At 71.6% G+C, this 23,020-nt stretch carries 22 protein-coding genes and 1 tRNA gene; 8 read left to right on the forward strand and 15 right to left on the reverse strand.

Going from position 1 to position 23,020, the window contains the following annotated elements; translation table 11 throughout:
• The first annotated feature begins 5 nt into the window (after positions 1–5).
• From OG898_RS17600 to OG898_RS17610, 3 genes are all read left to right on the forward strand, one after another.
• The gene (locus OG898_RS17600; RefSeq protein WP_250741277.1) at positions 6–647 is read left to right on the forward strand and encodes a disulfide bond formation protein B; all 642 of its coding nucleotides are present in this window, start codon (positions 6–8) and stop codon (positions 645–647) included.
• A 123-nt stretch (positions 648–770) separates the two neighbouring features.
• Complete coding sequence (locus OG898_RS17605) at positions 771–1,445, forward strand: NADPH-dependent F420 reductase (RefSeq protein ID WP_250741278.1); 675 nt, start codon at positions 771–773, stop codon at positions 1,443–1,445.
• Between the two features lie 91 nt (positions 1,446–1,536).
• Positions 1,537–1,836 carry a hypothetical protein gene (locus tag OG898_RS17610; protein ID WP_250741279.1) on the forward strand — a complete coding sequence of 100 codons (300 nt, stop codon included), beginning with the start codon at positions 1,537–1,539 and terminating at the stop codon, positions 1,834–1,836.
• Here OG898_RS17610 and OG898_RS17615 read toward each other — a convergent pair.
• On the reverse strand, positions 1,781–3,136 hold the full coding sequence (locus OG898_RS17615; RefSeq protein ID WP_266957902.1) for an MFS transporter: 1,356 nt from the start codon (positions 3,134–3,136) through the stop codon (positions 1,781–1,783). The genes OG898_RS17610 and OG898_RS17615 overlap by 56 nt on opposite strands.
• A 112-nt stretch (positions 3,137–3,248) precedes the next feature.
• A complete protein-coding gene (locus OG898_RS17620; RefSeq protein WP_250741282.1) occupies positions 3,249–3,749 on the reverse strand; it encodes a MarR family winged helix-turn-helix transcriptional regulator in 501 nt (166 codons plus the stop codon).
• 102 nt (positions 3,750–3,851) lie between these two features.
• Between OG898_RS17620 and OG898_RS17625 the strand changes: the two genes are divergently transcribed.
• Entirely contained in the window at positions 3,852–4,721 is an 870-nt protein-coding gene (locus tag OG898_RS17625) for an NAD(P)H-binding protein (RefSeq protein WP_266957904.1), read from the forward strand.
• A 66-nt stretch (positions 4,722–4,787) separates the two neighbouring features.
• On the opposite strand, the gene OG898_RS17630 is transcribed toward OG898_RS17625, so the two are convergent.
• The 4 genes from OG898_RS17630 to OG898_RS17645 form a co-directional block, all read right to left on the reverse strand.
• Positions 4,788–4,860 (reverse strand) — tRNA-His (locus OG898_RS17630).
• Between the two features lie 96 nt (positions 4,861–4,956).
• On the reverse strand, positions 4,957–5,559 hold the full coding sequence (gene orn / locus OG898_RS17635; RefSeq protein WP_250741286.1) for an oligoribonuclease: 603 nt from the start codon (positions 5,557–5,559) through the stop codon (positions 4,957–4,959).
• 82 nt (positions 5,560–5,641) lie between these two features.
• On the reverse strand, positions 5,642–6,811 hold the full coding sequence (locus OG898_RS17640; protein WP_250741288.1) for a helix-turn-helix domain-containing protein: 1,170 nt from the start codon (positions 6,809–6,811) through the stop codon (positions 5,642–5,644).
• Positions 6,812–7,187: 376 nt separating this feature from the next.
• On the reverse strand, positions 7,188–7,535 hold the full coding sequence (locus OG898_RS17645) for a hypothetical protein (RefSeq protein ID WP_250741323.1): 348 nt from the start codon (positions 7,533–7,535) through the stop codon (positions 7,188–7,190).
• A gap of 448 nt (positions 7,536–7,983) precedes the next feature.
• Between OG898_RS17645 and OG898_RS17650 the strand changes: the two genes are divergently transcribed.
• Entirely contained in the window at positions 7,984–8,514 is a 531-nt protein-coding gene (locus tag OG898_RS17650; protein WP_214951587.1) for a universal stress protein, read from the forward strand.
• Positions 8,515–8,613: 99 nt separating this feature from the next.
• Positions 8,614–9,180, forward strand: a complete 567-nt coding sequence (locus OG898_RS17655) for an acetate uptake transporter (protein WP_250741290.1) — start codon at positions 8,614–8,616, stop codon at positions 9,178–9,180.
• Between the two features lie 86 nt (positions 9,181–9,266).
• On the opposite strand, the gene glmS is transcribed toward OG898_RS17655, so the two are convergent.
• The 3 genes from glmS to OG898_RS17670 form a co-directional block, all read right to left on the reverse strand.
• Positions 9,267–11,084, reverse strand: coding sequence for a glutamine--fructose-6-phosphate transaminase (isomerizing) (glmS, locus tag OG898_RS17660; protein ID WP_250741292.1), 1,818 nt, complete (start codon positions 11,082–11,084; stop codon positions 9,267–9,269).
• 77 nt (positions 11,085–11,161) lie between these two features.
• On the reverse strand, positions 11,162–11,437 hold the full coding sequence (locus OG898_RS17665) for a hypothetical protein (RefSeq protein WP_250741293.1): 276 nt from the start codon (positions 11,435–11,437) through the stop codon (positions 11,162–11,164).
• Positions 11,438–11,544: 107 nt separating this feature from the next.
• A complete protein-coding gene (locus tag OG898_RS17670; protein WP_250741294.1) occupies positions 11,545–12,465 on the reverse strand; it encodes a DUF4429 domain-containing protein in 921 nt (306 codons plus the stop codon).
• A 52-nt stretch (positions 12,466–12,517) separates the two neighbouring features.
• Between OG898_RS17670 and OG898_RS17675 the strand changes: the two genes are divergently transcribed.
• Together OG898_RS17675 and OG898_RS17680 are read left to right on the forward strand one after the other, a co-directional pair.
• Positions 12,518–14,134 carry a beta-N-acetylhexosaminidase gene (locus tag OG898_RS17675; RefSeq protein WP_266957908.1) on the forward strand — a complete coding sequence of 539 codons (1,617 nt, stop codon included), beginning with the start codon at positions 12,518–12,520 and terminating at the stop codon, positions 14,132–14,134.
• Positions 14,135–14,228: 94 nt separating this feature from the next.
• Entirely contained in the window at positions 14,229–14,951 is a 723-nt protein-coding gene (locus OG898_RS17680) for a hypothetical protein (protein WP_266957910.1), read from the forward strand.
• 28 nt (positions 14,952–14,979) lie between these two features.
• Here the strand turns inward: OG898_RS17680 and OG898_RS17685 are convergent, their stop codons facing one another.
• From OG898_RS17685 to OG898_RS17710, 6 genes are all read right to left on the reverse strand, one after another.
• Positions 14,980–15,909: a siderophore-interacting protein gene (locus OG898_RS17685; protein ID WP_266957912.1), complete on the reverse strand. Its 930-nt coding sequence runs from the start codon at positions 15,907–15,909 to the stop codon at positions 14,980–14,982.
• A gap of 88 nt (positions 15,910–15,997) precedes the next feature.
• Complete coding sequence (locus tag OG898_RS17690; RefSeq protein ID WP_266957914.1) at positions 15,998–17,035, reverse strand: ABC transporter substrate-binding protein; 1,038 nt, start codon at positions 17,033–17,035, stop codon at positions 15,998–16,000.
• A 123-nt stretch (positions 17,036–17,158) separates the two neighbouring features.
• Positions 17,159–18,319, reverse strand: a complete 1,161-nt coding sequence (locus OG898_RS17695; protein WP_250741300.1) for an acyl-CoA dehydrogenase family protein — start codon at positions 18,317–18,319, stop codon at positions 17,159–17,161.
• An 8-nt stretch (positions 18,320–18,327) separates the two neighbouring features.
• Positions 18,328–19,245, reverse strand: coding sequence for a hydroxymethylglutaryl-CoA lyase (locus tag OG898_RS17700; protein ID WP_266960304.1), 918 nt, complete (start codon positions 19,243–19,245; stop codon positions 18,328–18,330).
• A gap of 11 nt (positions 19,246–19,256) precedes the next feature.
• Positions 19,257–21,284: a biotin carboxylase N-terminal domain-containing protein gene (locus OG898_RS17705; protein ID WP_250741302.1), complete on the reverse strand. Its 2,028-nt coding sequence runs from the start codon at positions 21,282–21,284 to the stop codon at positions 19,257–19,259.
• Positions 21,285–21,300: 16 nt separating this feature from the next.
• On the reverse strand, positions 21,301–22,917 hold the full coding sequence (locus tag OG898_RS17710) for a carboxyl transferase domain-containing protein (RefSeq protein WP_250741304.1): 1,617 nt from the start codon (positions 22,915–22,917) through the stop codon (positions 21,301–21,303).
• Between the last annotated feature and the right edge of the window lie 103 nt (positions 22,918–23,020).

Below are 23,020 nucleotides of genomic sequence, written 5' to 3' on the forward strand. Positions count from 1 at the left end.
CCGCGATGTCCAGCCTCCTCCCGGAACCGTCATTGGAGGGCGGCCTGCTGGGCCGGGTCCAGTTCTGGTTCGCGTGCGCCTTCGCGATCGGCTGGACGGGGGTGGTGTGCGGCGGGCTCTTCTACCAGTTCGGGCTGGGGGAGTACCCCTGCCCGCTCTGCATCGTGCAGCGGATGTTCATGCTGCTGGCGGCCATGGGGGCGGCCCACATCGTCCGGACGGCGCTGACGCGCGGGGCGGTGACCGGCCGCGACTACATGATGGGCTGGGGCCTGTCCCTGGTCGCCGTGATCGCCGGCTCGTTCGCCTCGTGGCGGCAGACGATGCTGCACGTCCTGCCGGGCGACAAGGGGTACGGGAGCGAGGTGTTCGGCCTGCACCTCTACGTCTGGGCGTGGATCCTCTTCCAGGCCTCGGTCGTCGCCGTGGGCATCGTCCTGGCCTTCGCCCACGCCACCGCGGACCGGTCCGTCCCGGCGCAGGACCCGGGGGCGTACCGCACGGTGGGGATGCTCGCGCTGTGGTTCCTGGGGCTGGTGATCGCCGTGAACCTCGTGGCCGTCTTCCTGGAGGAGGGCTTCCACTGGTTCCTGCCGGACGACCCGACGCGCTATCAGTTCTTCTACGACGTGGGGATCCTGGACTAGCTGAGGTTGGCGCGGAGTTGACGCCCTCCGCGCGGGAATCCGTACGACCTGCTTGAGTGGGTCCGCCCTTCTCCTCTGCTGGGTTCCTCTCCTGATTCCTTCCGTATGCGATGGGAAGCCGTCATGCGCTACGCAGTCCTCGGCACCGGGATCGTCGGCCGTACGGTGGCCGCCCGGTTGCTCTCCCTCGGCCACGAGGTCGTCATCGGCACCCGGGACCCCGCGGCCACCCTGGAGCGCACCGAGTACGCCGCGTGGCAGCAGGCCCACCCGGCGGCGGGGCTCGCCCCCTTCGCGGAGGCGGCGCGGCTCGGCGAGGTGCTCGTCAACGCCACGGGCGGGCAGGTCAGCGTGGCCGCCCTGACGGACGCCGACGCCGCGCACCTGGACGGCAAGATCCTGATCGACATCGCGAACCCGCTGGACTTCTCGCGCGGGTTCCCGCCCGGGCTCGAACCGGTGGACAGCGACAGCCTGGGCGAGCTGATCCAGCGGACCTTCCCGGGGCTGCGCGTGGTCAAGACGCTGAACACGATGAACTGCCAGGTCATGGTCGACCCGGCCCGGGTCCCCGGCGACCACACCGTCTTCCTCTCGGGTGAGGACGCCGAGGCCAAGAAGGCCGTACGGGAACTCCTGTACTCCTTCGACTGGCGCGAGCACACCGTCATCGACCTGGGCGGCATCGAGACGGCGCGCGGCACGGAGATGCTGCTGCCGATCTGGCTCCGGCTGATGGGGAGCCTCGGGCACACGGACTTCAACTTCCACATCCAGGGCGCGAACCGGGCTGAGTAACCGGACGGAGCAGCCGGCGCCCGGACGGAGGCGGAGATGTTGCCGCCTCCCGCACCCGGGCCCAGGGTGGCCGTGACGAAAGGAGCCGCGCATGAGAGTCATGCTCAGGGCCCACTTGGACACGGCGGCGACGAACGAGGGCATCAAGAGCGGCGCCCTTCCCGCGGCCATCAAGAAGCTCATGGAAGCGGTGAAGCCGGAGGCCGCCTACTTCGGCCTCCACGAGGGCGTCCGGTCCTGCTGGATGGTCTTCGACCTCCAGGACAGCTCCCAGATGCCCCCGCTGATGGAGGACCTGTTCCTGCAGTTCAACGCCGAGCTGGAGGTCGGCCCCGTCATGAACGCCGAGGACCTGGCGAAGGGGCTGGCGGCGATGAAGAGCGCGGGCTGAGGCCGGGCACCCGGGCCGGCTCCGGGGTCGGCTCCTGGACGGGCCCCAGGACGGGCCCCAGGACGGGCTCCCGGACCGGCCCCAGGACCCGGTCGGCGGCCGCCCACGCCAGCACCGCGGAGGCGGCCGCGGCCGCGCACGAGACGGCGAAGGCCGCCCGGTACCCGTAGGCCGCGGCGAGCGGACCGGAGACGGCGGCGGCCAGTGCCTGGCCGATGATCAGACCGCTGCCGGCCAGGGTCATGGCCTCGCCCATCCGCCGCGCGGGGCCGGCCCGTTCCACGAGGCCGAACAGTGCGATCAGGTGCGGGGCGACCGCCAGTCCGATCCCGGCGACGGCGAAGGCCGCGCCCCACAGGCCGGAGACGGCGAGCAGTGGCAGCGTCAGCAGCGCCTGGGCGGCGATGGTCCTGCGCAGCCGGACGGTCAGGCCGGCCGTTCCGGGCCGGGTCACGATGACGAAGCCGGCCACCGAGCTGGTCACGGCCATGGCGGCCCACACGAGCCCGGCGGCCCCGGGGGAGCCGACGGCGACGGCGAGCGCGTTGACCCCGGTATTGGCGCCGCTCCACGAGGCACCCTGCAGGACGGCCACGACGAACAGCAGGGCGAGCCCCGGAGACCACAGTCGTACGTCGCCCCGCGCGGCGGCGCCGGGTCCCGTCGGCCCGGGCGCCGTGGGATGCAGGGCGAAGAGCGTCCCGAACACCAGGCCCAGGGCGGCCGCGAGGAGCAGCGCCGAAGCGGGGTGGACGGTCACCGCGAGGATCCCGGCCAGCGCGGGCCCCACCATGAAGCCGACCTCGTCGAGGGTGGTGTCGAAGGAGAGCGCGGCCCCGACCAGGGCCTTGTCCTCTCCGGCCAGCCGCGCCCACCGGGCCCGGGCCAGCGGCCCGACCTGCGCGGCCGTGAGGCCCGCGGCGACGGCGAGCGCGATCCGGGCGGCGAGAGGCAGCCCGCCGAGGACGGCGGCGACGAGGGCGAGGAGCACGGCGGCGTTCGCGGCGCAGGCGACCAGCAGGACGGGCCGGTGGCCGCGCCGGTCGGCGAGCCGGCCGATGACCGGCCCGCCGAGGGCCTGGCCGAGCCAGAGGGCGGCGGCGATGGTTCCGGCGTCGCCGATGCCGTCGCGTTCGTTGATGAGCAGGAGCGTGCCGATGGGGCACAGGGCGGCGGGGAGGCGGGCGAGGAACCCGTAGGCGGGGAGGGCGCGGCCGCCGAGGGCGAACACCCCGCGGAAGCCGGCGGGGGCAGGGGCGGGGGCGGGCACGGGTTCGGGCTTGGGGGACGGCGTGGGCATGGACAACCTCCAGCCGCACGCCGACCCTCCCGTTTCTCCGGCGCGCGCTGTTGCCCGTTGGGCGGGAGGCTAGCGCGGGAGCGGCCTGTTCGGTAGGGCCCGTGCGGGGTGGTCAGTCGCTGTCCCCCGAGGTCAGCCGCTTCGCCTGGGCGCGGCCGACCTCGGCGGCGCGGTGCAGGTAGTCGGCGATGACGGCGAGTTCGGTGTCGGAGTAGCTCGCCAGAACGGCGCCGAAGGCGCGGCCCGGGGTCTCCCAGGCGGCGCCGATCCGGTCGCGGGCGGCGGGGGCGAGGGAGACGAGGGAGCGGCGGCGGTCGTGCGGGTCGGCGTGCCGCTCGACGATGCCGGCCTTGACCAGGCGGTCCACCAGGCGGGTGGCGGAGCCGGAGGTCAGGCCGGTGAGCCGGGCGATGTCGCCGGTGCTGACCGGTTCGGGCTCCATGTCGAGGAGGGCGACGCACTGCATGTCGGTGGGGTGCAGGCCGACGTGGTCGGCCATGGCCTGGTTGAAGAGCGAGTAGTCGGCGTAGTGCCGCTGGCTCTCGGTGACGATGCGCGCGAGCAGCTCGGCGCGGGTCCACTCATCACTCGAACGAGCGTAATCCGTTGACATCGGCTTCTCCGTGGTCCAAATTTGTCTGTGTGACGCAGAGATTGCGTCACACAGAATCTGCGTCACTCACTCAGTCTAGAACAGGAAGAGCAGGAATCCGCCATGTCGAACATGTCGAGCACGCCGAACGGTCTGAGCACGTCGAGCACGCCGAAGGTTCTCGTCACCGGTGGCCGGGGCGCCGTCGCCCGCGGCCTCTCGTCGCTCCTCGCCGCCCACGGCGTCCCGCACCGCCTCGCATCCCGCGAGCCGGACACACCCGGCACCGTCCACTGCGACCTCACCGATCCGGCGACCTTCCCCGAAGCCCTCGCCGGTGTCCGCTCCGTCTTCCTCTATGCCGAGGCCGCCGCCATCGACGCCTTCGTGAAGGAGGCCGTCGGCGCCGGCGTCGAACACGTCGTCCTCCTGTCCTCCTCCTCGGTCCTGGCCCCCGACGCCGCCGACAGCCCCCTCGCCGCCTCCCACCTCGCGGTGGAACGGGCCCTCCTCGCCTCCCCGCTGCGCACGACCCTGCTGCGCCCCGGATCCTTCGCGAGCAATGCCCTCGGCTGGGCCTGGGCGATGAAATCGGGCCACCCGGTCCACCTGCCGTACCCGGGTGCGTACAGCGACCCGGTCCACGAGGCCGACCTCGCCGAAGCCGCCTTCGCGGTCCTCACCGAGCCCTCGCTCGGGGGGCGCGCGTACACGCTGACCGGGCCGCGGACGCTGACCTTCGCCGCGCAGCTGGCCCTACTAGGCGAGGCCGTGGGCCGCCCCATACCCTTCGAGCCCGTCTCGCGCGAGCAGTGGAAGTCCGAGGTCGACGGCTACATACCGGGCCCGTACGCGGAGGCCCTGCTCGACTTCTGGTCCGCCTCGGACGGCCTCCCGGTCGACCTCACGGACGACCTCGAGCGGCTCACCGGCCGCGCTCCGCGCACCTTCGAGGCCTGGTCCGCGGACCACGCGGACGCCTTCCGGTCCTAGGACCGTCTTCCCCGGGGAATGGCAAAGGGCCCCGGTCCGCTTTCGCGGAACGGGGCCCTTGTGCAGGGTGAGTGACGGGACTTGAACCCGCGGCCACCTGGACCACAACCAGGTGCTCTACCAACTGAGCTACACCCACCATGTCCGGTCGGAAAACCGACCGGCCGAAGAAAAGGGTACAGGGTCCGGGAGGGTGCTCGCTCCCCCCTTGTTCCGCACCCCTCTCCGGTGGGTGTCAGGCGCCGGGGACGACGTGCTTGGCGGCGATGGTGCGTGCCGTGTCCGAGTCCGGACCGGGCTGCGGCACGAAGACGGCCTCCCGGTAGTAGCGCAGCTCGGCGATGGACTCCTTGATGTCCGCGAGCGCCCGGTGGTTGCCGTTCTTCGGCGGGCTGTTGAAGTAGGCGCGCGGGTACCAGCGGCGTGCCAGCTCCTTGATCGAGGACACGTCCACGATCCGGTAGTGCAGGTAGCCCTCCAGCGCGGCCATGTCGCGCAGCAGGAAGCCGCGGTCGGTGCCGACCGTGTTTCCGCAGAGCGGGGCCTTGCGGGGTTCCTTCACGTGTTCCCGTACGTAGGCCAGGACCTGCGCCTCGGCATCCGCGAGGGTGGTCCCGCCGGCCAGCTCGTCGAGCAGGCCGGACGCCGTGTGCATCTCGCGCACCACGTCGGGCATGGTTTCCAGGGCCGCGTCCGGCGGGCGGATCACAATGTCCACGCCTTCGCCGAGCACGTTGAGCTCCGAGTCGGTGACCAGTGCGGCCACCTCGATAAGTGCGTCGTCCGTCAACGAGAGCCCGGTCATCTCGCAGTCGATCCACACCATGCGATCGTTCATGCGCCCCACCTTATGCGGAAGGTCCCCCGCATCGGTGACCACCGAGGTGACCACTGATGCGGGGGACCTTCCGGGGACCTCGTTACGCGTGCTCGCGCAGCACCCGGCCCGGGGCGTACAGCTCCGTCACCGTGGGACCGGCCGCGGCCAGTGCCGCGGCCGCGCGCTGCGGCTGCGGAGTGCGCTGGTGCGGGACCGGCGACTCCGACAGCTGAGCCACCTGGACCACGTCCGCCTGCGGGCGGCGGGCCCGGTAGGCGGAGCGGTAGGCGGCCGGGGAGGACCCCAGCTGGCGGCGGAAGTGCCCGCGCAGGGCGACCGGCGAGCGGAACCCGCAGCGTCCGGCGACCTCGTCGACCGAGTAGTCGGAGGTCTCCAGCAGCCGCTGCGCCTGAAGCACCCGCTGGGTGATCAGCCACTGCAGCGGAGCACTGCCGGTGAGCGAGCGGAACCGCCGGTCGAACGTGCGCCTGCTCATGTAGGCGCGCGCCGCCAGCGTCTCCACGTCGAACTGCTCGTGGAGGTGTTCCAGTGCCCAGGCGACGACCTCGGCCAGCGGGTCGGCGCCGATCTCCTCCGGCAGCGACCGGTCGAGGTAGCGTTCCTGGCCACCCGTGCGGCGCGGCGGGACGACGAGCCTGCGGGCCAGTGCACCCGCCGCCTCGCTGCCGTGGTCCGTGCGCACGATGTGCAGGCACAGATCGATTCCGGCCGCGGTGCCCGCGGACGTCAGCACGTCGCCGTCGTCGACGAACAGCTCGCGCGGATCGACGTGGACGGACGGGTAGCGCTTGGCCAGCGTCGGCGCGTACATCCAGTGCGTCGTCGCGGGCCGGCCGTCCAGCAGACCGGCGGCGGCGAGCACGAATGCCCCCGTGCACAGTCCGACGATCCGGGCCCCCTCCTCGTGCGCCAGACGCAGCGCGTCGAGCGCCTCCGGCGGCGGCGGTGAGGTGATGGAACGCCACGCGGGAACGACGACCGTGCCTGCCCGGGCGATCGCCTCCAACCCGTATGGCGCGGTCAGTTCGAGTCCGCCGGTGGTCCTCAGCGGACCGTCCTCACCGGCGCACACGAGCAGTCGGTAGCGTGGAACTCCCGCGTCCTGCCGGTCAATGCCGAACACGGAAAGTGGAATGGAGCTCTCGAAGATCGGTCCGCCGCTGAAGAGCAGCACCGCGACGATCTCCCTGCGGCGACGCCCCGCGAGCTTCCTGCCGTCAACGACGACGGCGGTGGAATCCTGGCTCATGGCGCTAAGCCCCCCTTGGGTGTCGCGACTCCTTGGTCTGGTCGCACCTGCACGTATCCCCTCGGCCTTGCACGTGGCTCCCCCGCCGTAAATACATGATCGAATCTACTGCGTCCCGTGGTGTCGGCGTGACAAGTTCAGCACGCAGCGCTATGTCGACTTGGCAACTTGGCGAAAAGCATTCGATCAGGAAGCGTTCCACTCCGCTACCCGGGTGGAAAGCGCACTGTCCGGCCATGGCCAGTACTCGTAGGGTCAAAGACCCCTTGTGGCGCCGTAGTCGCTGATGGTGAGGGGGGTGGGGGGACATTCCGGCAAGGGGGGTGACGTGCCGGGAAGTTGGCTGAAAACATGCGGGTGTGGATGTGCGAATCAGTCAGTCGTGAGGGGACATCCCGCCGGAAACCTGACATCCGCGCTGGCTTCCGGTTCCGGCACGCGAGTGCCGGCCCCGGTGCACGGGCGTCAATCGGTCCTCCGAGGGGACCCGGGCGGCATTCCGCTCCGCCTGTTCGGAGTGGCGCAGCAGCACCCGGCAGGCCGCCGTGACGGCCGCCAGGCCGAGGGTGGCGACGGCGGCCCCGCCGAAGGAGGTCCCGTAGACGACGAGGACCACGGGGACGAGCAGGCAGCTGAAGGCCGCCCAGCGCACCACGTCACCCGCGGGGTCCTCGTGGGGCCGCCGGGCGACCTGCACGGACGAGTGAAGGGGAGGGGGCGGCATGTGGACGGACTGCGTCGGCTGAGCGGGCGACTGAGCGGGCTGGACGGGGTGAACCGGATGACCGGGCACGGCGTGCTCCCTGCGGGCTCTTCCTGGACGGTCGGACTCGTGTCCAACGGCGTGCGGCGCGGCTCGGTCACTGCGCGCACGGGTGGCGCACACCCGATGGGGTGCACCTCGTCACTGGCTGTAGGGGGCAGCGGACATTGCCAAGGAGGCGTGGCTGCGGCATGCTCCCTGGGACGCTCTCCAAGGGCGGCATGACCTGTGCAGCACAGGAGTGTCGCCGTACCCTGGTGGGTATGGGCTTGGGAAGATGCTTCCCGGACAGAGCTCGGTCACACTGAGTTGTCGTTTTCTGGAATCGTCCCGCTTGAATCGTCGCTTCCGCCTATTGGCGCCCCGTCCCCTTGTCCCTTCCCCTGAGGACCTCTTCGCCGAGACACCCATGGCCGGTCACGAATTCTCCGAACCCGCGGACCGCAAGCGCAAACGCCTCGCCGATCCAGAATCGGCCGACCTGCGCGCGGTGGAACAACCACGTCATCCCTGCGACCCGGCCTTCCGGCACGGGGTCGTGGTGGGCTTCGACGGCTCCACGTCCAGTGAGCGCGCCCTCGCGTACGCGATCGGCATGGCCCGTCGCTCGGGCTCCGGTCTGATCATCGTCCACGTCGCGAACCGGCTGCCCACCACCGTGTGGGCCGGCTGCGAGCCGCCGGTCTTCGTGGACGTGCCGGACCACCGGACCGAGGTGCTGGGGCTGGAGCTGGCCTGCGCCGACTACCTGTCCGAGGTTCCGTGGATCCTCGTCGAGCGGGGCGGGGACATCTGCCACGAGCTGGAGGAGGTCGGCCGGGAGTACTCGGCGGACGCCATCGTGGTCGGCTCCACGCACGGGATCGTCGGCCGGATCTTCGGATCGGTGGCGGGCCGGCTGGCGAAGCGGGCGCAGCGACCCGTCGTTGTCATCCCGTAACCGACTGTATGTCGATTGTGCGGTTGTGCACCCCCATGTAAGGGGTAGATAAAGGCTGCTGGGACGCAGCAAACAACTGCAGATCGAAGGGAGCCCGCCGTGGACAATGGTGTCTCTGCGGGAAGCACGGCCTCGACTTCGACCCTCGGGCACATCGCCCTGGGTCTCACCCTTCTCGCGTTCGGTATCGGCAACACCGGCATCATCGACGGTGTGACCGTGGCCAACTCCGTGTCGCTCGCGACGTTCCTCGGCGGACTCGCCCTGTTCGTCCTCGGAATCCTCGAATACCGCGGCGGCAACGGCTTCAACGGCACGGCCTTCGCCGGCATCGGCGCCTTCTGGTTCACCTGGGCCAACGGGGCCGACGGAAAGGTTTCGGCACACGCGGCCGGACTGTTCCTCGTCCTGTTCGCCATGCTGGCACTGACCCTCACCGCCTCGGCCTCGGGCGGGCTGTTCGGGCAGGGCGTGTACGGCCTGTTCACCCTCTCCCTGCTGCTCCTGGCGATAGGCACCTTCGCCGAGAGCGACGGACTGGCCAAGGCGGCCGGCTGGGTGGCGGCGCTCTCCGGACTGCTGGCCTGGTACGGGGCCACCGCGGCGCTGGCGAGCTGGCCGATGGCCTTCGGGAAGGGTTCGCGCGGCGCGGTCGCCGCGAGCTGACGGTTCACGCACCGTCCGTACGAAAAGGCCCCCGGGGGATCCCCGGGGGCCTTCCTCGTGCGTGCGGCCTATGCGGTCTGCGCGACCTACTCGACCGTGACGGACTTCGCCAGGTTGCGCGGCTTGTCGATGTCCCGGCCCATGGCGAGGGCGGTGTGGTACGCCAGCAGCTGCAGCGGGATGCCCATCAGGATCGGGTCCAGCTCGTCCTCGTTCTTGGGCACGAGGATCGTGTGGTCGGCCTTCTCCTGCTTGGTGTGGGCGACCGCAAGGATCCGGCCGCTGCGGGCCTTGATCTCCTCGAGCGCCGCGCGGTTCTTCTCCAGCAGGTCGTCGTCCGGGACGATCGCGACCGTCGGCAGCGAAGGCTCGATGAGCGCGAGCGGACCGTGCTTGAGCTCGGAGGCCGGGTAGGCCTCGGCGTGGATGTAGGAGATCTCCTTGAGCTTCAGGGAGGCCTCCAGGGCCACCGGGTAGCCCCGGACGCGACCGATGAACATCATCGACTTGGCCTCGGCGTACTCGGCGGCCAGCTTCTTGATGTCCTCCTCGCCGTCCAGGATCTCCTGGATCTGCGCGGGCAGCTTGCGCAGGCCGTCGATGATCCGCTTGCCGTCGGTGACGGACAGGTCGCGGATGCGGCCCAGGTGCACGGCGAGCAGCGCGAAGGCGACGACCGTGTTGGTGAAGCACTTGGTGGAGACGACGCAGACCTCGGGGCCGGCGTGCACGTACACGCCGCCGTCGGCGGCGCGGGCGATCGCGGAGCCGACCACGTTGACCACGCCGAGGACGCGGGCGCCCTTGCGCTTGAGCTCCTGCACCGCCGCGAGCACGTCGTACGTCTCACCGGACTGGGAGACCGCGATGTAGAGGGTGTCGGGGTCCACGACCGGGTTGCGGTAGCGGAACTCGGAGGCGGGCTCGGCGTCGGCGGGGATGCGGGCCAGGCTCTCGATGAGGCCCGCACCGATCATGCCGGCGTGGTACGAGGTGCCGCAGCCCAGGATCTTGACGCGGCGGATGCCGCGCGCCTCGCGCGGGTCCAGGTTCAGGCCGCCCAGGTGGACGGTGCTGAAGCGGTCGTCGATCCGCCCGCGCAGGACGCGGTCGACCGCGTCGGCCTGCTCGGAGATCTCCTTGTGCATGTACGTGTCGTGGCCGCCCATGTCGTAGGAGGCGGCCTCCCACTCCACGGTCTCGGGCGTGGCGGTGGTCGTCGTACCGGAGGTGGTGTAGGTCCGGAAGTCGTCGGCCTTCAGCGTCGCCATCTCGCCGTCGTCGAGGGTGACGATCTGGCGGGTGTGGGCGACGAGCGCGGCGATGTCCGAGGCGACGAACATCTCCTTCTCGCCGATGCCGAGGACGACCGGGGAGCCGTTGCGGGCCACGACGATGCGGTCGGGGAAGTCGGCGTGCATGACGGCGATGCCGTAGGTGCCCTCGACGACCTTGAGCGCCTCGCGGACCTTCTCCTCCAGGGTTTCGGCCTGGGCGCCTGCGATGAGGTGGACGAGCACCTCGGTGTCGGTCTCCGAGAGGAAGACGACCCCGTCGGCCTCCAGCTTGGAGCGCAGCTCGGAGGCGTTGTCGACGATGCCGTTGTGGACGACGGCGACCTTGTTGTCGGCGTCCAGGTGCGGGTGGGAGTTCAGGTCGCTCGGGGCGCCGTGGGTGGCCCAGCGGGTGTGGGCGATGCCGGTGGTGCCGGCGAAGCGCTTGGGGACCCGGGACTCCAGCTCGCGTACGCGGCCCTTGGCCTTGACGACCTTCAGGGCCGCGGCCTTCGGGCTGTTGACGACGATGCCCGCGGAGTCGTACCCGCGGTACTCCAGCCGCTGCAGGCCCTCCAGCAGCAGCGGTGCCACGTCACGCTTGCCGATGTAACCCACGATTCCGCACATAAGGTCTTTCCCCTCCTGAAGTTCGGTTGCTCTTGCCGCTGCCCCTGCAGCGCCCCGGCGCGTGGCCGGGGTGGTGCTCAGCCGTAGACGATGCGGCGCAGTTGCCGGAGCGAGAGCTCCGGCGGTGCGACCGCGCGGTGCGGCAGTTCGGCCGCGATCCGCTCGAAGATGTCCGCGTTGACCGCGCCCCCGGACTGGAGCTCACGGTGGCGCCGACGGACGAACTCCTCGGTGCTCTCGTCGAAGTACGCGAGGACGTCGAGCACCACTCGGGCGGCTTCGCCCCGCTGGAGCGAGGTGCTGCGCACCAAGTGGTCGACGAGGTCCTCGTGCGACGGGCGGCGGTCGGGCATCCGTCGATATTGGCGGTACGAGCGGCAGAACGCAAAAATCCTGCCCGAAATCGGGCAGGATCGCGCTGGTCTGGACCAGAGGAGGGGGGAATTCCGGTCTTAGGTGGTCAGAAACGACCCAAAATCGCCGCTTTCGCCGTCGTGAACTCGTCGGCCGTGAGGATCCCCGCCTGATGCAGCTCCCCCAGCTCGCGCAGTCGGCGCAGCAGGGCGTCGTGGTCCTCCGCCGGGGCGGCGGCCGGGGCCGCCGCGGCAACGGGAGGAAGGGCCGGGGCGAGGGGCGGGGCGAGGGCCTGGCCGGGCTCCGGCGCGGGTTCCTGCGCGGGCGCCGCCGGGTGCGGCATGCGCACCGCGACCGCCGCCGCGACCAGTGCCATCAAGGGGTCCTTCTTGAAGCCGAACAGCTCCACCGTGTACGGGTCGTACTTCGGCGCCGCGCTCTGGCCGGCGCCGGCCAGAGCGAAGCGGATCCACCCGTTCTCCAGCCCCCGGGACGGGGCCCACTCCACCGACCGCAGGTCCGCGACCCGGAACTCCCGGGCCCCGCCGGACCGTTTCGCCTCCTCCGTCGTCCAGTTCCACTCCAGGGACACCCGGTCCCCGTCGAAGGCCGCCGTCCCGTCGCCCGCGCCGACCGTGATCGGCACCGCCGGGCCCGGCAGGAGGTAGGAGTCGGCGGGCCCGGGGTCCACCTGGTCCAGCAGCAGGGCATTGCGCACCTCGTCCACGAAGTACTCCGCCACCCCGCCGCGGTCCGGCTCCACGGTCAGCCGGTACGGGTCGGAGGCCTCCGGCAGCCGGCCGCCCGTCACCTGGAGCAGCGGGTCGGCGCCGTCACGCAGCCGCAGGCGCAGCCGGCCCGCCTTGCGGCCCGGTTCGTAGGAGATCCCGGCCAGCGCGCGCAGCGGGACGAGTACCTCGCCCAGTGTCTGGCGCAGCAGGCCCACCCCCTTGTCGCGGCCCGGCACGATGCGCACCGCGTCCCCGTCGAAGGTCCATGTGCCGTCCTTCTGGATGATTTCCGCCATCCTCGGATTCTTGCACCGGCCCCACGGGCCCGGTTGGCCTATACCTATGCGCATGAGAGTCCCGCGACGCGTGCTCGCCGCCCTCCTCGCCCTCGCCGCCGTCCCCGCGGCCGCCTCCTGCAGCAGTGCCGCCAGGGGGGACGACGCCCGGCCGGGCGACGAGCCCCCGGCCGCGCTCGCGCCCTACGAACGGCTCCTGCCGGCGCCCGTCTCCGCCCGGGCCGAAGGGCCGGGGTACTCCTTCGGTCCGGGCACGGTCATCCGTACGGGCATCCGTAGGGGCCTCTCCGACGACGAGGAGGTCCGCAGGGTCGGCGAACTCCTCGCCGAGCAGCTGCGCGGCCCCAGCGGGCTGCCGCTGCCCGTGGTCGACGGCGCGGAGGGCGACGGGATCCGGCTGCGGATCGACGGATCCACCGGGGACGCGCAGGATGCGGCGGGGGAGGAGGGCTACCGGCTGGAGTCCGGGCCCGGCGGGGTCACCCTCACCGCCCGTACGCCCGCGGGCCTCTTCCACGCCGGGCAGACGCTGCGCCAGCTCCTGCCGGTGTCCGGGCCGGGGACGGTGCCGGGCGGCACGGTCACGGACGCGCCGCGCTTCGCGTACCGGGGGGCGATGGTGGACGTGGCCCGGCACTTCTTCACGGTGGAGCAGGTCAAGAGGTACGTCGACCAGCTCGCGCAGTACAAGGTCAACACCCTGCACCTGCACCTGACCGACGACCAGGGCTGGCGCCTCGCGATCGACTCCTGGCCGCGGCTGGCGGAGTACGGGGGCGCGAGCGAGGTCGGCGGCGGCCCCGGCGGGCACTGGACGAAGGACGAGTACCGGGACCTGGTGGCGTACGCCTCGGAGCGGTACGTGGACGTGGTCCCGGAGATCGACATGCCCGGCCACGTGAACGCCGCGCAGGCCGCCTACGCGGAGCTGAACTGCGACGGGAAGGCGCGCGAGCGCTACACCGGGATCAAGGTCGGCTTCAGCTCGCTGTGCGTGGGCAAGGAGCGGACCTACGAGTTCATCGACCAGGTGCTGGGGGAGCTCGCGGAGCTGACCCCGGGCAAGTACCTGCACATCGGCGGCGACGAGGCCCACTCCACGCCCGCGGCGGACTACGCGGCCTTCATGGACCGGGCCCAGGCGGTCGTGGCCGAGCACGGCAAGACGGTGGTGGCCTGGCACCAGCTCGCGACGGCCCGCCCGGCCCCGGGGGCGGTGCTCCAGTACTGGGGCCACGACCGCACGGCGGCCGCCGAGAAGGCGGCGGTGACCGCGGCGGCCAAGGCGGGCAGCCCGGTGATCCTGTCCCCGGCGGACCGGCTCTACCTGGACATGAAGTACGACAAGGAGACGAAGCCGGGACTGGCCTGGGCCGGGTACGTACCGGTGCGCCGCGCCTACGACTGGGACCCGGGCACCTACCTGCCGGGCCTCCCGGAGTCGGCGGTCCTCGGAGTGGAGGCCCCCCTGTGGACGGAGACCATCGCGACGCGGGGGGACTGGGAACTGATGGCCTTCCCCCGCGTACTGGGCCTGGCGGAACTGGGCTGGTCCCCGGCCACCACCCGCGACTGGACCTCGTACGCCCGACGCCTGTCGGCCCAGGGACCCCGCCTGGACGCCCAGGACGTCACCTTCTACCAGGCGCCGGACGTCCCGTGGTCCTGACGACGGCTTGCGGAGCGCCCGTTCCGCCGAGCTGACGCTCCGTCTAGGATCCCGAAGTGGCGCGGCTGTTCCACCCGTTGAGAGGCGTACCTCCGTGGAGAAGGAACCCATATGCGGAAGCTGCGGCCAGATCGTCAGGGTCGAGCAGGACAGGATCCTCCCGCATTGGCTCTCGCGGGACATGCCCTTCCGCTGCGCGGCGTCCGGACGGCAGGCTCTGGGGTTCCTGGCCAAGGAAGACCCGCTGCTGCGCAGGTACCGGCGCACCCGGGCGACGCCGGCGACGCTCAGGGGCAGGAGCGGCTACGTCCACCGGGTCTTCCACGACGAATCCCGACGGTCCTCGCGGGCGGAGGACAACACGCCTGTGCCGGCACCCCCCTGGCTTCCCGCCCAGGGCGGCGGTCACCTTCCGGCCGTCGCCCTGCCCGGTAGCGGCCCGACCGGCATCTGGCTGCCCCGGCGCAGCATGCGGGACCACGAGCGGCTGGTCGCCGGTCTCCTGCCCACCACGCACAGCCTCCAGTGGAACGGCGACAGGAAGTGCTGGACGTTCGCCAAGCGGCACTTCCTGAGCGTCACGGGGAAGCTGCTGCGCTCTCACGAGCGGATCGTCCTCGGACGTGAGTACAACCCGGACGAGAAGTGCAACGCGGCGTGCAAGGGCGCACGCCTGCCCGAGTGCACGTGCTCGTGCCGGGCGAAGTACCACGGCCGCGGAGGGTGGATGCGCGGCTGGACGCCGGTGGAGGAGTTCGACAGCCGCTACCGGGGTGCGGCGTGGCACTGGACGGTCTTCACCCGGGAACGCCACTGAGAGGGCCGCCGGGGCGCCCCCGGAGCCGCTAGAGCGCCGCCGTCGGGTCCTCGTCGGGGGAGCGGCCCGCGTAGGCCTCGGCCAGGAGGTCGTCCTCCGTTGCGCCGAGGCGCCAGTAGCCGGTGAAGCGGACACTGCGGCGGTCGATGCCGCAGTCCTGGACGAAGTGCCTGCGGACCGCGCGGATCGTCGCGGACTCGCCCGCGATCCAGGCGTACGGGGACGTGGCGGCGGGCCGTTCGGCCGCGCGGAGCGCCTCCAGCACCCGGTCGGTGCGTTCCCGGCCGGCGCCCGGCTCCCGTACGACCCAGGTGACGTCCGCGTCGGCGGACGTCGGCAGGTACAGCCGGTCGTCCTCGTGCGGGACCTCGAACCAGGCCCTGACCGGGGTACCCGCGGGGAGCCGGTCCAGGATCGCGGAGGCCGCGGGCAGGGCGGTCTCGTCGGCGTACATCAGGACGGCGTCGGTGCCGGCCGGTGGCTGGAAACGTACGGACTTGTTCTCCGCGACGGCCGGGCCGATGGCCATGATCCGGCGGCCGGTCACCGCGCGGCCCGCCCAGGAGGAGGCGGGGGAGGAGGTGCCGTGCAGGACGAAGTCGATGTCCACCTCGTCCACGCCGCCGGAGGTCCGGCGCTGCTCGCGGACCGTGTACGAGCGCATCACCGGGCGCTCCTCGTCCGGCATCCCGCGCCAGTCCGCGAACCAGGTGTCCTCGCCCGTGGAGGGCAGCACCGTGTGCTCCCGGCCGGCGGGCGGCAGGAAGAGGGAGAGGCTCTGGTCGTAGCCGCCCGAGCGGAAGCCGGCGAGGGAGGCGCCGCCGAAGGTGATCCGCAGGAAGGAGTGGCCGAGGCGGCGCGTGCGGAGCACTTCGAGCTCGAAGAACCGGAAGTGGGGGATCGATTCCTCAGGTGCGGTGTCGGCGGTGTCTGCGCTGTCGGCGGCGTGGGCGGTCATGCGGAGGGTCCCCCCTGGGATCGGCGATGACGGGCGAAGCAGAAGGCCCCGGCGCCTGGGTGAGGCGCCGGGGCCGGACGGTCAGGGGTCAGCTGACCTTCTTGGCGTTCTGGATGGCCTTGGTGAGCTCCTCGACGATCTGCGCGCACTTCTCGTAGGAGTAGATCGGCTCGGTCACGCGGGGGGTGATCTGACCGGCCTTGACGGCCGGCATCTCGGCCCAGGTCGGCTTGGCCTTCAGCTCCTCCGGCTGGAGGGTGCCGGTGCGGTTGTCGAGGAGGATCACGTCGGCCTGGTACTTGCCGGCGTTCTCCCAGCTGAGGCTCTCGAAGAAGCCGCCCTCGACCTTGTCCGGGGTGACGAACTCGACGCCGAGGGACTGGAAGTACTTCAGGTCGGCGGAGGTGGCCGGGGTGGAGACGTAGAACAGGTCGGCGGCGCCGGAACCGACGAGCACCTTGATGCCGGGGTTCGCCTTGGTGGCCTCGCGGAGCTTCGCGGAGGCGGCCTCGAAGCGGGCCTTGGCGTCGACGGTCTTCTTGTCGTTCAGGTCGGCGCCCAGGGACTTCGCGAGGTCCGCGGTGCGGGCCAGGGCCTTGTCCATCGTGACGTCGCCGCCCACGCCGATGGCGGCGGCCGGGGCCAGCTTCAGGATCTTGTCCTTGGAGGCTTCCGGCAGGTACCAGTAGCTGTCCTTCTCCCAGGTGTTGGTCACCAGGAGGTCGGGCTGCAGGGACGCGTACTTCTCGACGTTGAACTCGTCGTAGACGTTGCCGATGATCTCGACCTTGGAGACGTCCATCGAGCCGGCCTGCACGTCGGCCTTGCCGTCGGCGGTCTTCGTCGGGCCGAACACGCCCTTGACGCCGACCCCGTAGTCGTGGAGCGCGGCCGCGGTGCCGGTGAAGGCGACGATGTTCTTCGGCGTGGACTTGGCGGTGACGTCCTTGCCCATGTCGTCCTTGAAGCTCCAGGCCGCCGCGCCGCCGCCCGTGCCCTTGTCGCCCGAACCGTCCTTCGCGGAGTCGCTGCCGCCGCAGGCGGTGAGCGCGGCCACGAGGCCGAGGGCGCCGCCTGCCGCGATCAGGCCGCGGCGGGTGAGGAGGGAGGAGCGGGACTTGGGCATGGGGTGTCCACTTTCGTGCGTACTGGGTGGCTCGGCGTTCGATAGGAAGGTTAGCCTAACCTTGGCTGAAAACGATAAAGGGCCCTCCGTGAGGAGGGCCCCGTACCGCACCACCACCTACCGTCAGCCCGAAAGCCCCAGCTCACGGGCGATCAGCATGCGCTGCACCTCGCTCGTGCCCTCGCCGATCTCCAGGATCTTGGAGTCGCGCCACATGCGGGCCACCGGGTACTCGTTCATGAACCCGTAGCCGCCGTGGATCTGCGTGGCGTCGCGCGCGTTGTCGACCGCCACCGTCGAGGAGTACAGCTTCGCGATGGCCGCCTCCTTCTTGAAGGGCTCCCCGGCCACGAGCCGGGAGGCCGCGTCGCGCCAGCCGATCCGCGCCATGTGGGCGCGCATCTCCATGTCCGCCAGCTTGAACTGGATGGCCTGGTTGTCGCCGATCGCCTTGCCGAAGGCGTGCCGCTCCTTGGCGTACTTCACCGACTCGTCCACGCAGCCCTGCGCCAGGCCCGTCGCGAGCGCCGAGATGGCCACGCGGCCCTCGTCGAGGATCCGCAGGAACTGGGCGTAGCCGCGGCCCTCCTCGCCGACCAGGTTGGCCAGCGGGACCCGTACGCCGTCGAAGGACAGCTCGCGGGTGTCCGAGGAGTTCCAGCCGACCTTGGAGTAGGGGGCGGCCACCGTGAAGCCCGGGGTCCCGGAGGGGACGATGATCGAGGAGATCTCGGGGCGTCCGTCGGCCTTGCGGCCCGTCACGGCGGTGACGGTGACCAGACCGGTGATGTCCGTACCGGAGTTGGTGATGAAGCACTTGGAGCCGTTGATCACCCACTCGTCGCCGTCCCGGACGGCGGTCGTGCGCGTGCCGCCGGCGTCGCTGCCCGCGCCGGGCTCGGTCAGGCCGAAGGCGCCGAGGATCTCGCCGGAGCACATCCGCGGCAGCCACTGCTGCTTCTGCTCCTCGGTGCCGAAGAGGTACAGGGGCATCGCGCCGAGCGAGACGCCGGCCTCCAGGGTGATGGCGACCGAGGAGTCGACGCGGGCCAGCTCCTCCAGGGCGATGCCGAGGGCGAGGTAGTCGCCGCCCATGCCGCCGTACTCCTCCGGGAAGGGCAGGCCGAACAGGCCCATGCGGCCCATCTCGCGGACGATCTCGTACGGGAACTCGTGCCGCTCGTACAGGTCGCCGATCTTGGGCGCCACCACATCGTGCGCGAACGCCTCGACGGTGCGGCGGAGTTCCTCGTGCTCGGGGGTGAGCCGGTGGTCGAGGGCCATGGTCTTCGTTACTCCTTGTGGGAGAGGGCGCGGACGGTACGGGAGGGGCTGGGTCGCCCCAACTGCTCGGCCATCCACACGCTCGTGGCGGTGAGGGCGGCCAGGTCGACCCCGGTCTCGATGCCGAGGCCGTCGAGCATCCAGACGAGGTCCTCGGTCGCGAGATTGCCGGTGGCGCTCTTGGCGTACGGGCATCCGCCGAGGCCGCCCGCGGAGGCGTCGACGGTGATCACGCCGTGCTGGAGCGCGGCGAGGGTGTTGGACAGGGCCTGGCCGTAGGTGTCGTGGAAGTGCACGCCGATCCGGTCGGTGCCCACGCCCTCCTCGTTGAGCGCGGAGAGGAGGGCCTGCACGTGACCCGGGGTGGCGACGCCGATGGTGTCGCCGAGGCTCAGCTCGTCACAGCCGAGGTCGAGGAGGGCCTTGGCGACGCCGACCACCTGGTGGACCGGGACCGGGCCCTCCCAGGGGTCGCCGAAGCACATGGAGAGGTAGCCGCGGACGTGCACCTTGTGGTCCTTGGCGCGGGCCACGACGGGCTCGAACATCGTGAGGGACCCGGCGACGGTGCGGTTGAGGTTGCGGGAGGCGAAGGTCTCGGTGGCGGAGCCGAACACGGCGATCCGGGTGGCCCCGAGGGCGAGCGCGCGGTCGAGGCCGGGCTCGTTGGGGACCAGGACCGGCAGCGCGGCCTGCACGTCGGCCAGGAGCGGGAACAGCTCGTCGGCGTCGGCCAGCTGGGGGACCCACCGGGGGTGCACGAAGCTGGTGGCCTCGATGGTGGTGAGACCGGCGGCGGCCAGCCGGTGCACGAACTCGGCCTTCACGTGGGTCGGGACGGTCGTCTTCTCGTTCTGCAGCCCGTCGCGGGCGCCCACCTCGTGGATCCGGACCCGGGCCGGGAGGCCCTCGTACGGGAAGCTCATCGGAAGCCCGTTCACGCGTCCTTCTCCTCCTCGTCCGGGGTGACCACGGCCAGTACCTGGTCCATGGCGACCGTGGTGCCGGGGGTGACGTCGAGTTCGGTGACGGTGCCGGCGTGCGGGGCGGAGATGACGTGCTCCATCTTCATGGCCTCGACGACGAGCAGGCTCTGTCCGGCGGCCACCTTGTCGCCGACGGCGACCTTGACGACGGTGACGGTGCCGGGCATGGGGGCGGCGAGGGTGTCGGCGCCGCCGCGGCCCGCGCCGCGGAGGTTCGCTTCGACCGGGTCGTGCTTCTGCACGTGCCAGGAGTCGCCGTCGCGGCCGAGCCAGGTCCCCTCCGGGGAGGTGGCGTGGCTGAACCGGTGGGTGACCCCGTCGAGTTCGACCGTGAGGTGGTCGGGGGTGCGGTGCACGATCCGGCCCCGGGCCGGTGCGCCATCCGCGTCGCCGAGGAGGAGTTCCGTGTCCGGGCCCGTTCCGGCGGGGCGGGTGCGGACCGTGACCGGGTCCTGGCCCGGGAGGCGGAAGTGGTGGACCGCCCAGGCGGGGGTGCCGCCGAGGCGCCAGCCGTTGGCGGAGTCGAACGGGTCGACCCAGCCCCCGGCAGGGTTTCGGGAAGGGGCGGGGTGGGGGGAGGAAAGCAGTGCGGCCGCCGCGTACACCTCCGCAGGCACCCCGTCCGGGAGGAGCTGGGACAGGTCCCGCTCCACCAGCCCGGTGTCCAGGTCGCCCGACACCACGTCCGGGTGCGCGAGCAGGCGGCGCAGGAAGCCCGTGTTGGTCTGCACGCCCAGGATCACGGTGTCCGCGAGCGCACCCCGCAGCACCCGCAGGGCAGCCGCCCGGTCGGGACCGTAGGCGATGACCTTCGACAGCATCGGGTCGTAGGTGGAGCCGGTGTCGACCCCCGCCGCGAGCCCGGAGTCCGTACGGACGGAGCCGCCGGACGGCTCCGACAGTGCCAGCACCATGCCGCCGGAGGGCAGGAACCCGCGCGCGGGGTCCTCCGCGCAGACGCGGGCCTCGATGGCGTGCCCGGTGAGGGTGACGTCCGCCTGGCCGAAGCCCAGCTCCGCGCCCGCCGCGACCCGGAGCTGCTGCTCCACCAGGTCCAGCCCGGTGATGAGTTCGGTCACCGGGTGCTCCACCTGGAGCCGGGTGTTCATCTCCATGAAGAAGTACGAGGAGGGGTCCCCGCCCGGGACGATGAACTCCACCGTGCCCGCGCCGACGTATCCGCAGGACCGCGCCGCCTCCACCGCCGCCGCGCCCATCGAGGCCCGCAGCTCCGGCGTCAGCAGGACCGACGGCGCCTCCTCGATCACCTTCTGGTGGCGCCGCTGGAGCGAGCACTCGCGCTCCCCGAGGTGGACCACGTTCCCGTGGGCGTCCGCCAGCACCTGGATCTCGATGTGCCGGGGCCGGTCCACCCAGCGCTCCACGAGCAGGGTGTCGTCGCCGAAGGAGGACTTCGCCTCGCGCCGGGCCGCCGCGATCTCCTCGCCGAGCAGCGCGGAGTCCCGTACGAGCCGCATGCCCTTGCCGCCGCCGCCCGCGGAGGGCTTCAGCAGGACCGGCATGCCGATCTTCTCGGCGGCTGCGACCAGTTCGGCGTCGGACAGCCCGCTGCCCGAGGAACCGGGGACCACGGGCACGCCCGCCGCCTTGACGGTCTCCTTGGCGCGGATCTTGTCGCCCATCAGGGAGATCGCCGCGGCCGGCGGCCCGATGAAGGCCAGGCCCGCGTCCGCGCAGGCGGCCGCGAAGGCGGCGTTCTCCGCGAGGAAGCCGTAGCCGGGGTGGACGGCCTCGGCGCCCGTGCGGCGCGCCGCGTCGAGCAGCCGCTCCACCGACAGGTAGCTCTCGGCGGCCGCCGCCGGGCCGATGCGGACGGCCGTGTCGGCCTCCCGTACGTGCCGGGCGTCCGCGTCGGCGTCGCTGAAGACGGCCACGGAACGGATGCCGAGCTCCCGCAGCGTGCGGATGACGCGGACCGCGATCTCGCCCCGGTTGGCGACCAGAACAGTGCTGAACATCAGTGAGGTCCTCACGTCACATACGGAAGATGCCGAAGCCCGAGTCGCTCAGGGGAGCGTTCGCGCACGCGGTCAGGGCCAGTCCCAGCACCTGCCGGGTCTCCATCGGGTCGATGACCCCGTCGTCCCACAGCCGCGCCGTGGCGTAGTAGGCGTTGCCCTGCTCCTCGTACTGGGCCCGGACCGGGGCCTTGAAGGCCTCCTCGTCCTCGGCGGGCCATTCCTGGCCCGCGCCCTCGATCTGGTCGCGCTTGACCGTGGCCAGGACGGAGGCCGCCTGCTCGCCGCCCATCACCGAGATCTTGGCGTTGGGCCACATCCACAGGAAGCGGGGGGAGTACGCCCGGCCGCACATCGAGTAGTTGCCCGCGCCGTACGAGCCGCCGACCACCACGGTGAGCTTGGGGACCCGGGTGCAGGCCACGGCCGTGACCATCTTGGCGCCGTGCTTGGCGATGCCGCCCGCTTCGTAGTCCCGGCCGACCATGAAGCCGGAGATGTTCTGGAGGAAGAGGAGCGGGATGCCGCGCTGGTCGCACAGCTCGATGAAGTGCGCGCCCTTCTGGGCCGATTCGGAGAACAGGATGCCGTTGTTGGCGACGATCCCGACCGGGTGTCCGTGGATCCGGGCGAAGCCGGTGACCAGGGTCTGTCCGAACTCCGCCTTGAACTCCTGGAAGCGGGAGCCGTCCACGATCCGGCCGATGATCTCGCGGGCGTCGTAGGGGGTGCGGGAGTCGACGGGGACCGCGCCGTACAGCCCGTACGGGTCGACCTTGGGCTCCTCGGGGGCCTCGACCGACCAGGGCAGGGCCTGGCGCTCGGGCAGGGTCGCCACGATGTTCCGTACGATCCGCAGCGCGTGGGCGTCGTCCTCCGCGAGGTGGTCGGTGACCCCGGAGATCCGGGAGTGGACCTCGCCGCCGCCCAGCTCCTCGGCCGTGACCACCTCGCCGGTGGCGGCCTTCACCAGCGGCGGGCCGCCGAGGAAGATCGTGCCCTGGCCGCGGACGATGACGGCCTCGTCGCTCATGGCCGGCACGTAGGCGCCGCCCGCCGTGCAGGAGCCGAGGACGGCGGCGATCTGCGGGATGCCGGCCCCCGACATGCGGGCCTGGTTGTAGAAGATGCGGCCGAAGTGGTCCCGGTCGGGGAAGACCTCGTCCTGCATGGGGAGGAAGGCGCCGCCCGAGTCGACCAGGTAGAGGCAGGGGAGACGATTCTCCAGGGCCACTTCCTGGGCGCGCAGGTGCTTCTTCACGGTCATCGGGTAGTACGTGCCGCCCTTGACGGTGGCGTCGTTCGCGACGATGACGCACTCGCGGCCGCTGACCCGGCCGATGCCGGCGATCACCCCGGCGGCCGGGGCCGCACCCCCGTACATGCCCTCGGCGGCCAGCGGGGCCAGCTCCAGGAAGGGGGACCCGGGGTCGAGGAGGGCGTCCACGCGGTCGCGCGGCAGCAGCTTTCCGCGGGCCGTGTGCCGGGCGCGGGCCTTCTCGCCGCCGCCGAGCCGGGCCGCCTCCAGCCGGGCCCGCAGGCCCTCGGAGAGCTCGCGGTGGGCGGCCTCGTTGGCCCGCCAGGCGTCGGACGCCGGGTCGGCGGCGCTCGTCAGCACTGGTGCCTGCTGCATCGGTCGAGCTCCCTTGCTCGGTGCGCTCCGGTTCATTCGGTTAATGAGCGTTAACGCATGTGGGACTTAGGTTAACGACCGCTAACGGCCCTGTCTAGAATGG

It is taken from the genome of Streptomyces sp. NBC_00193, from assembly GCF_026342735.1.
GTDB lineage: Bacteria > Actinomycetota > Actinomycetes > Streptomycetales > Streptomycetaceae > Streptomyces > Streptomyces stoeckheimensis.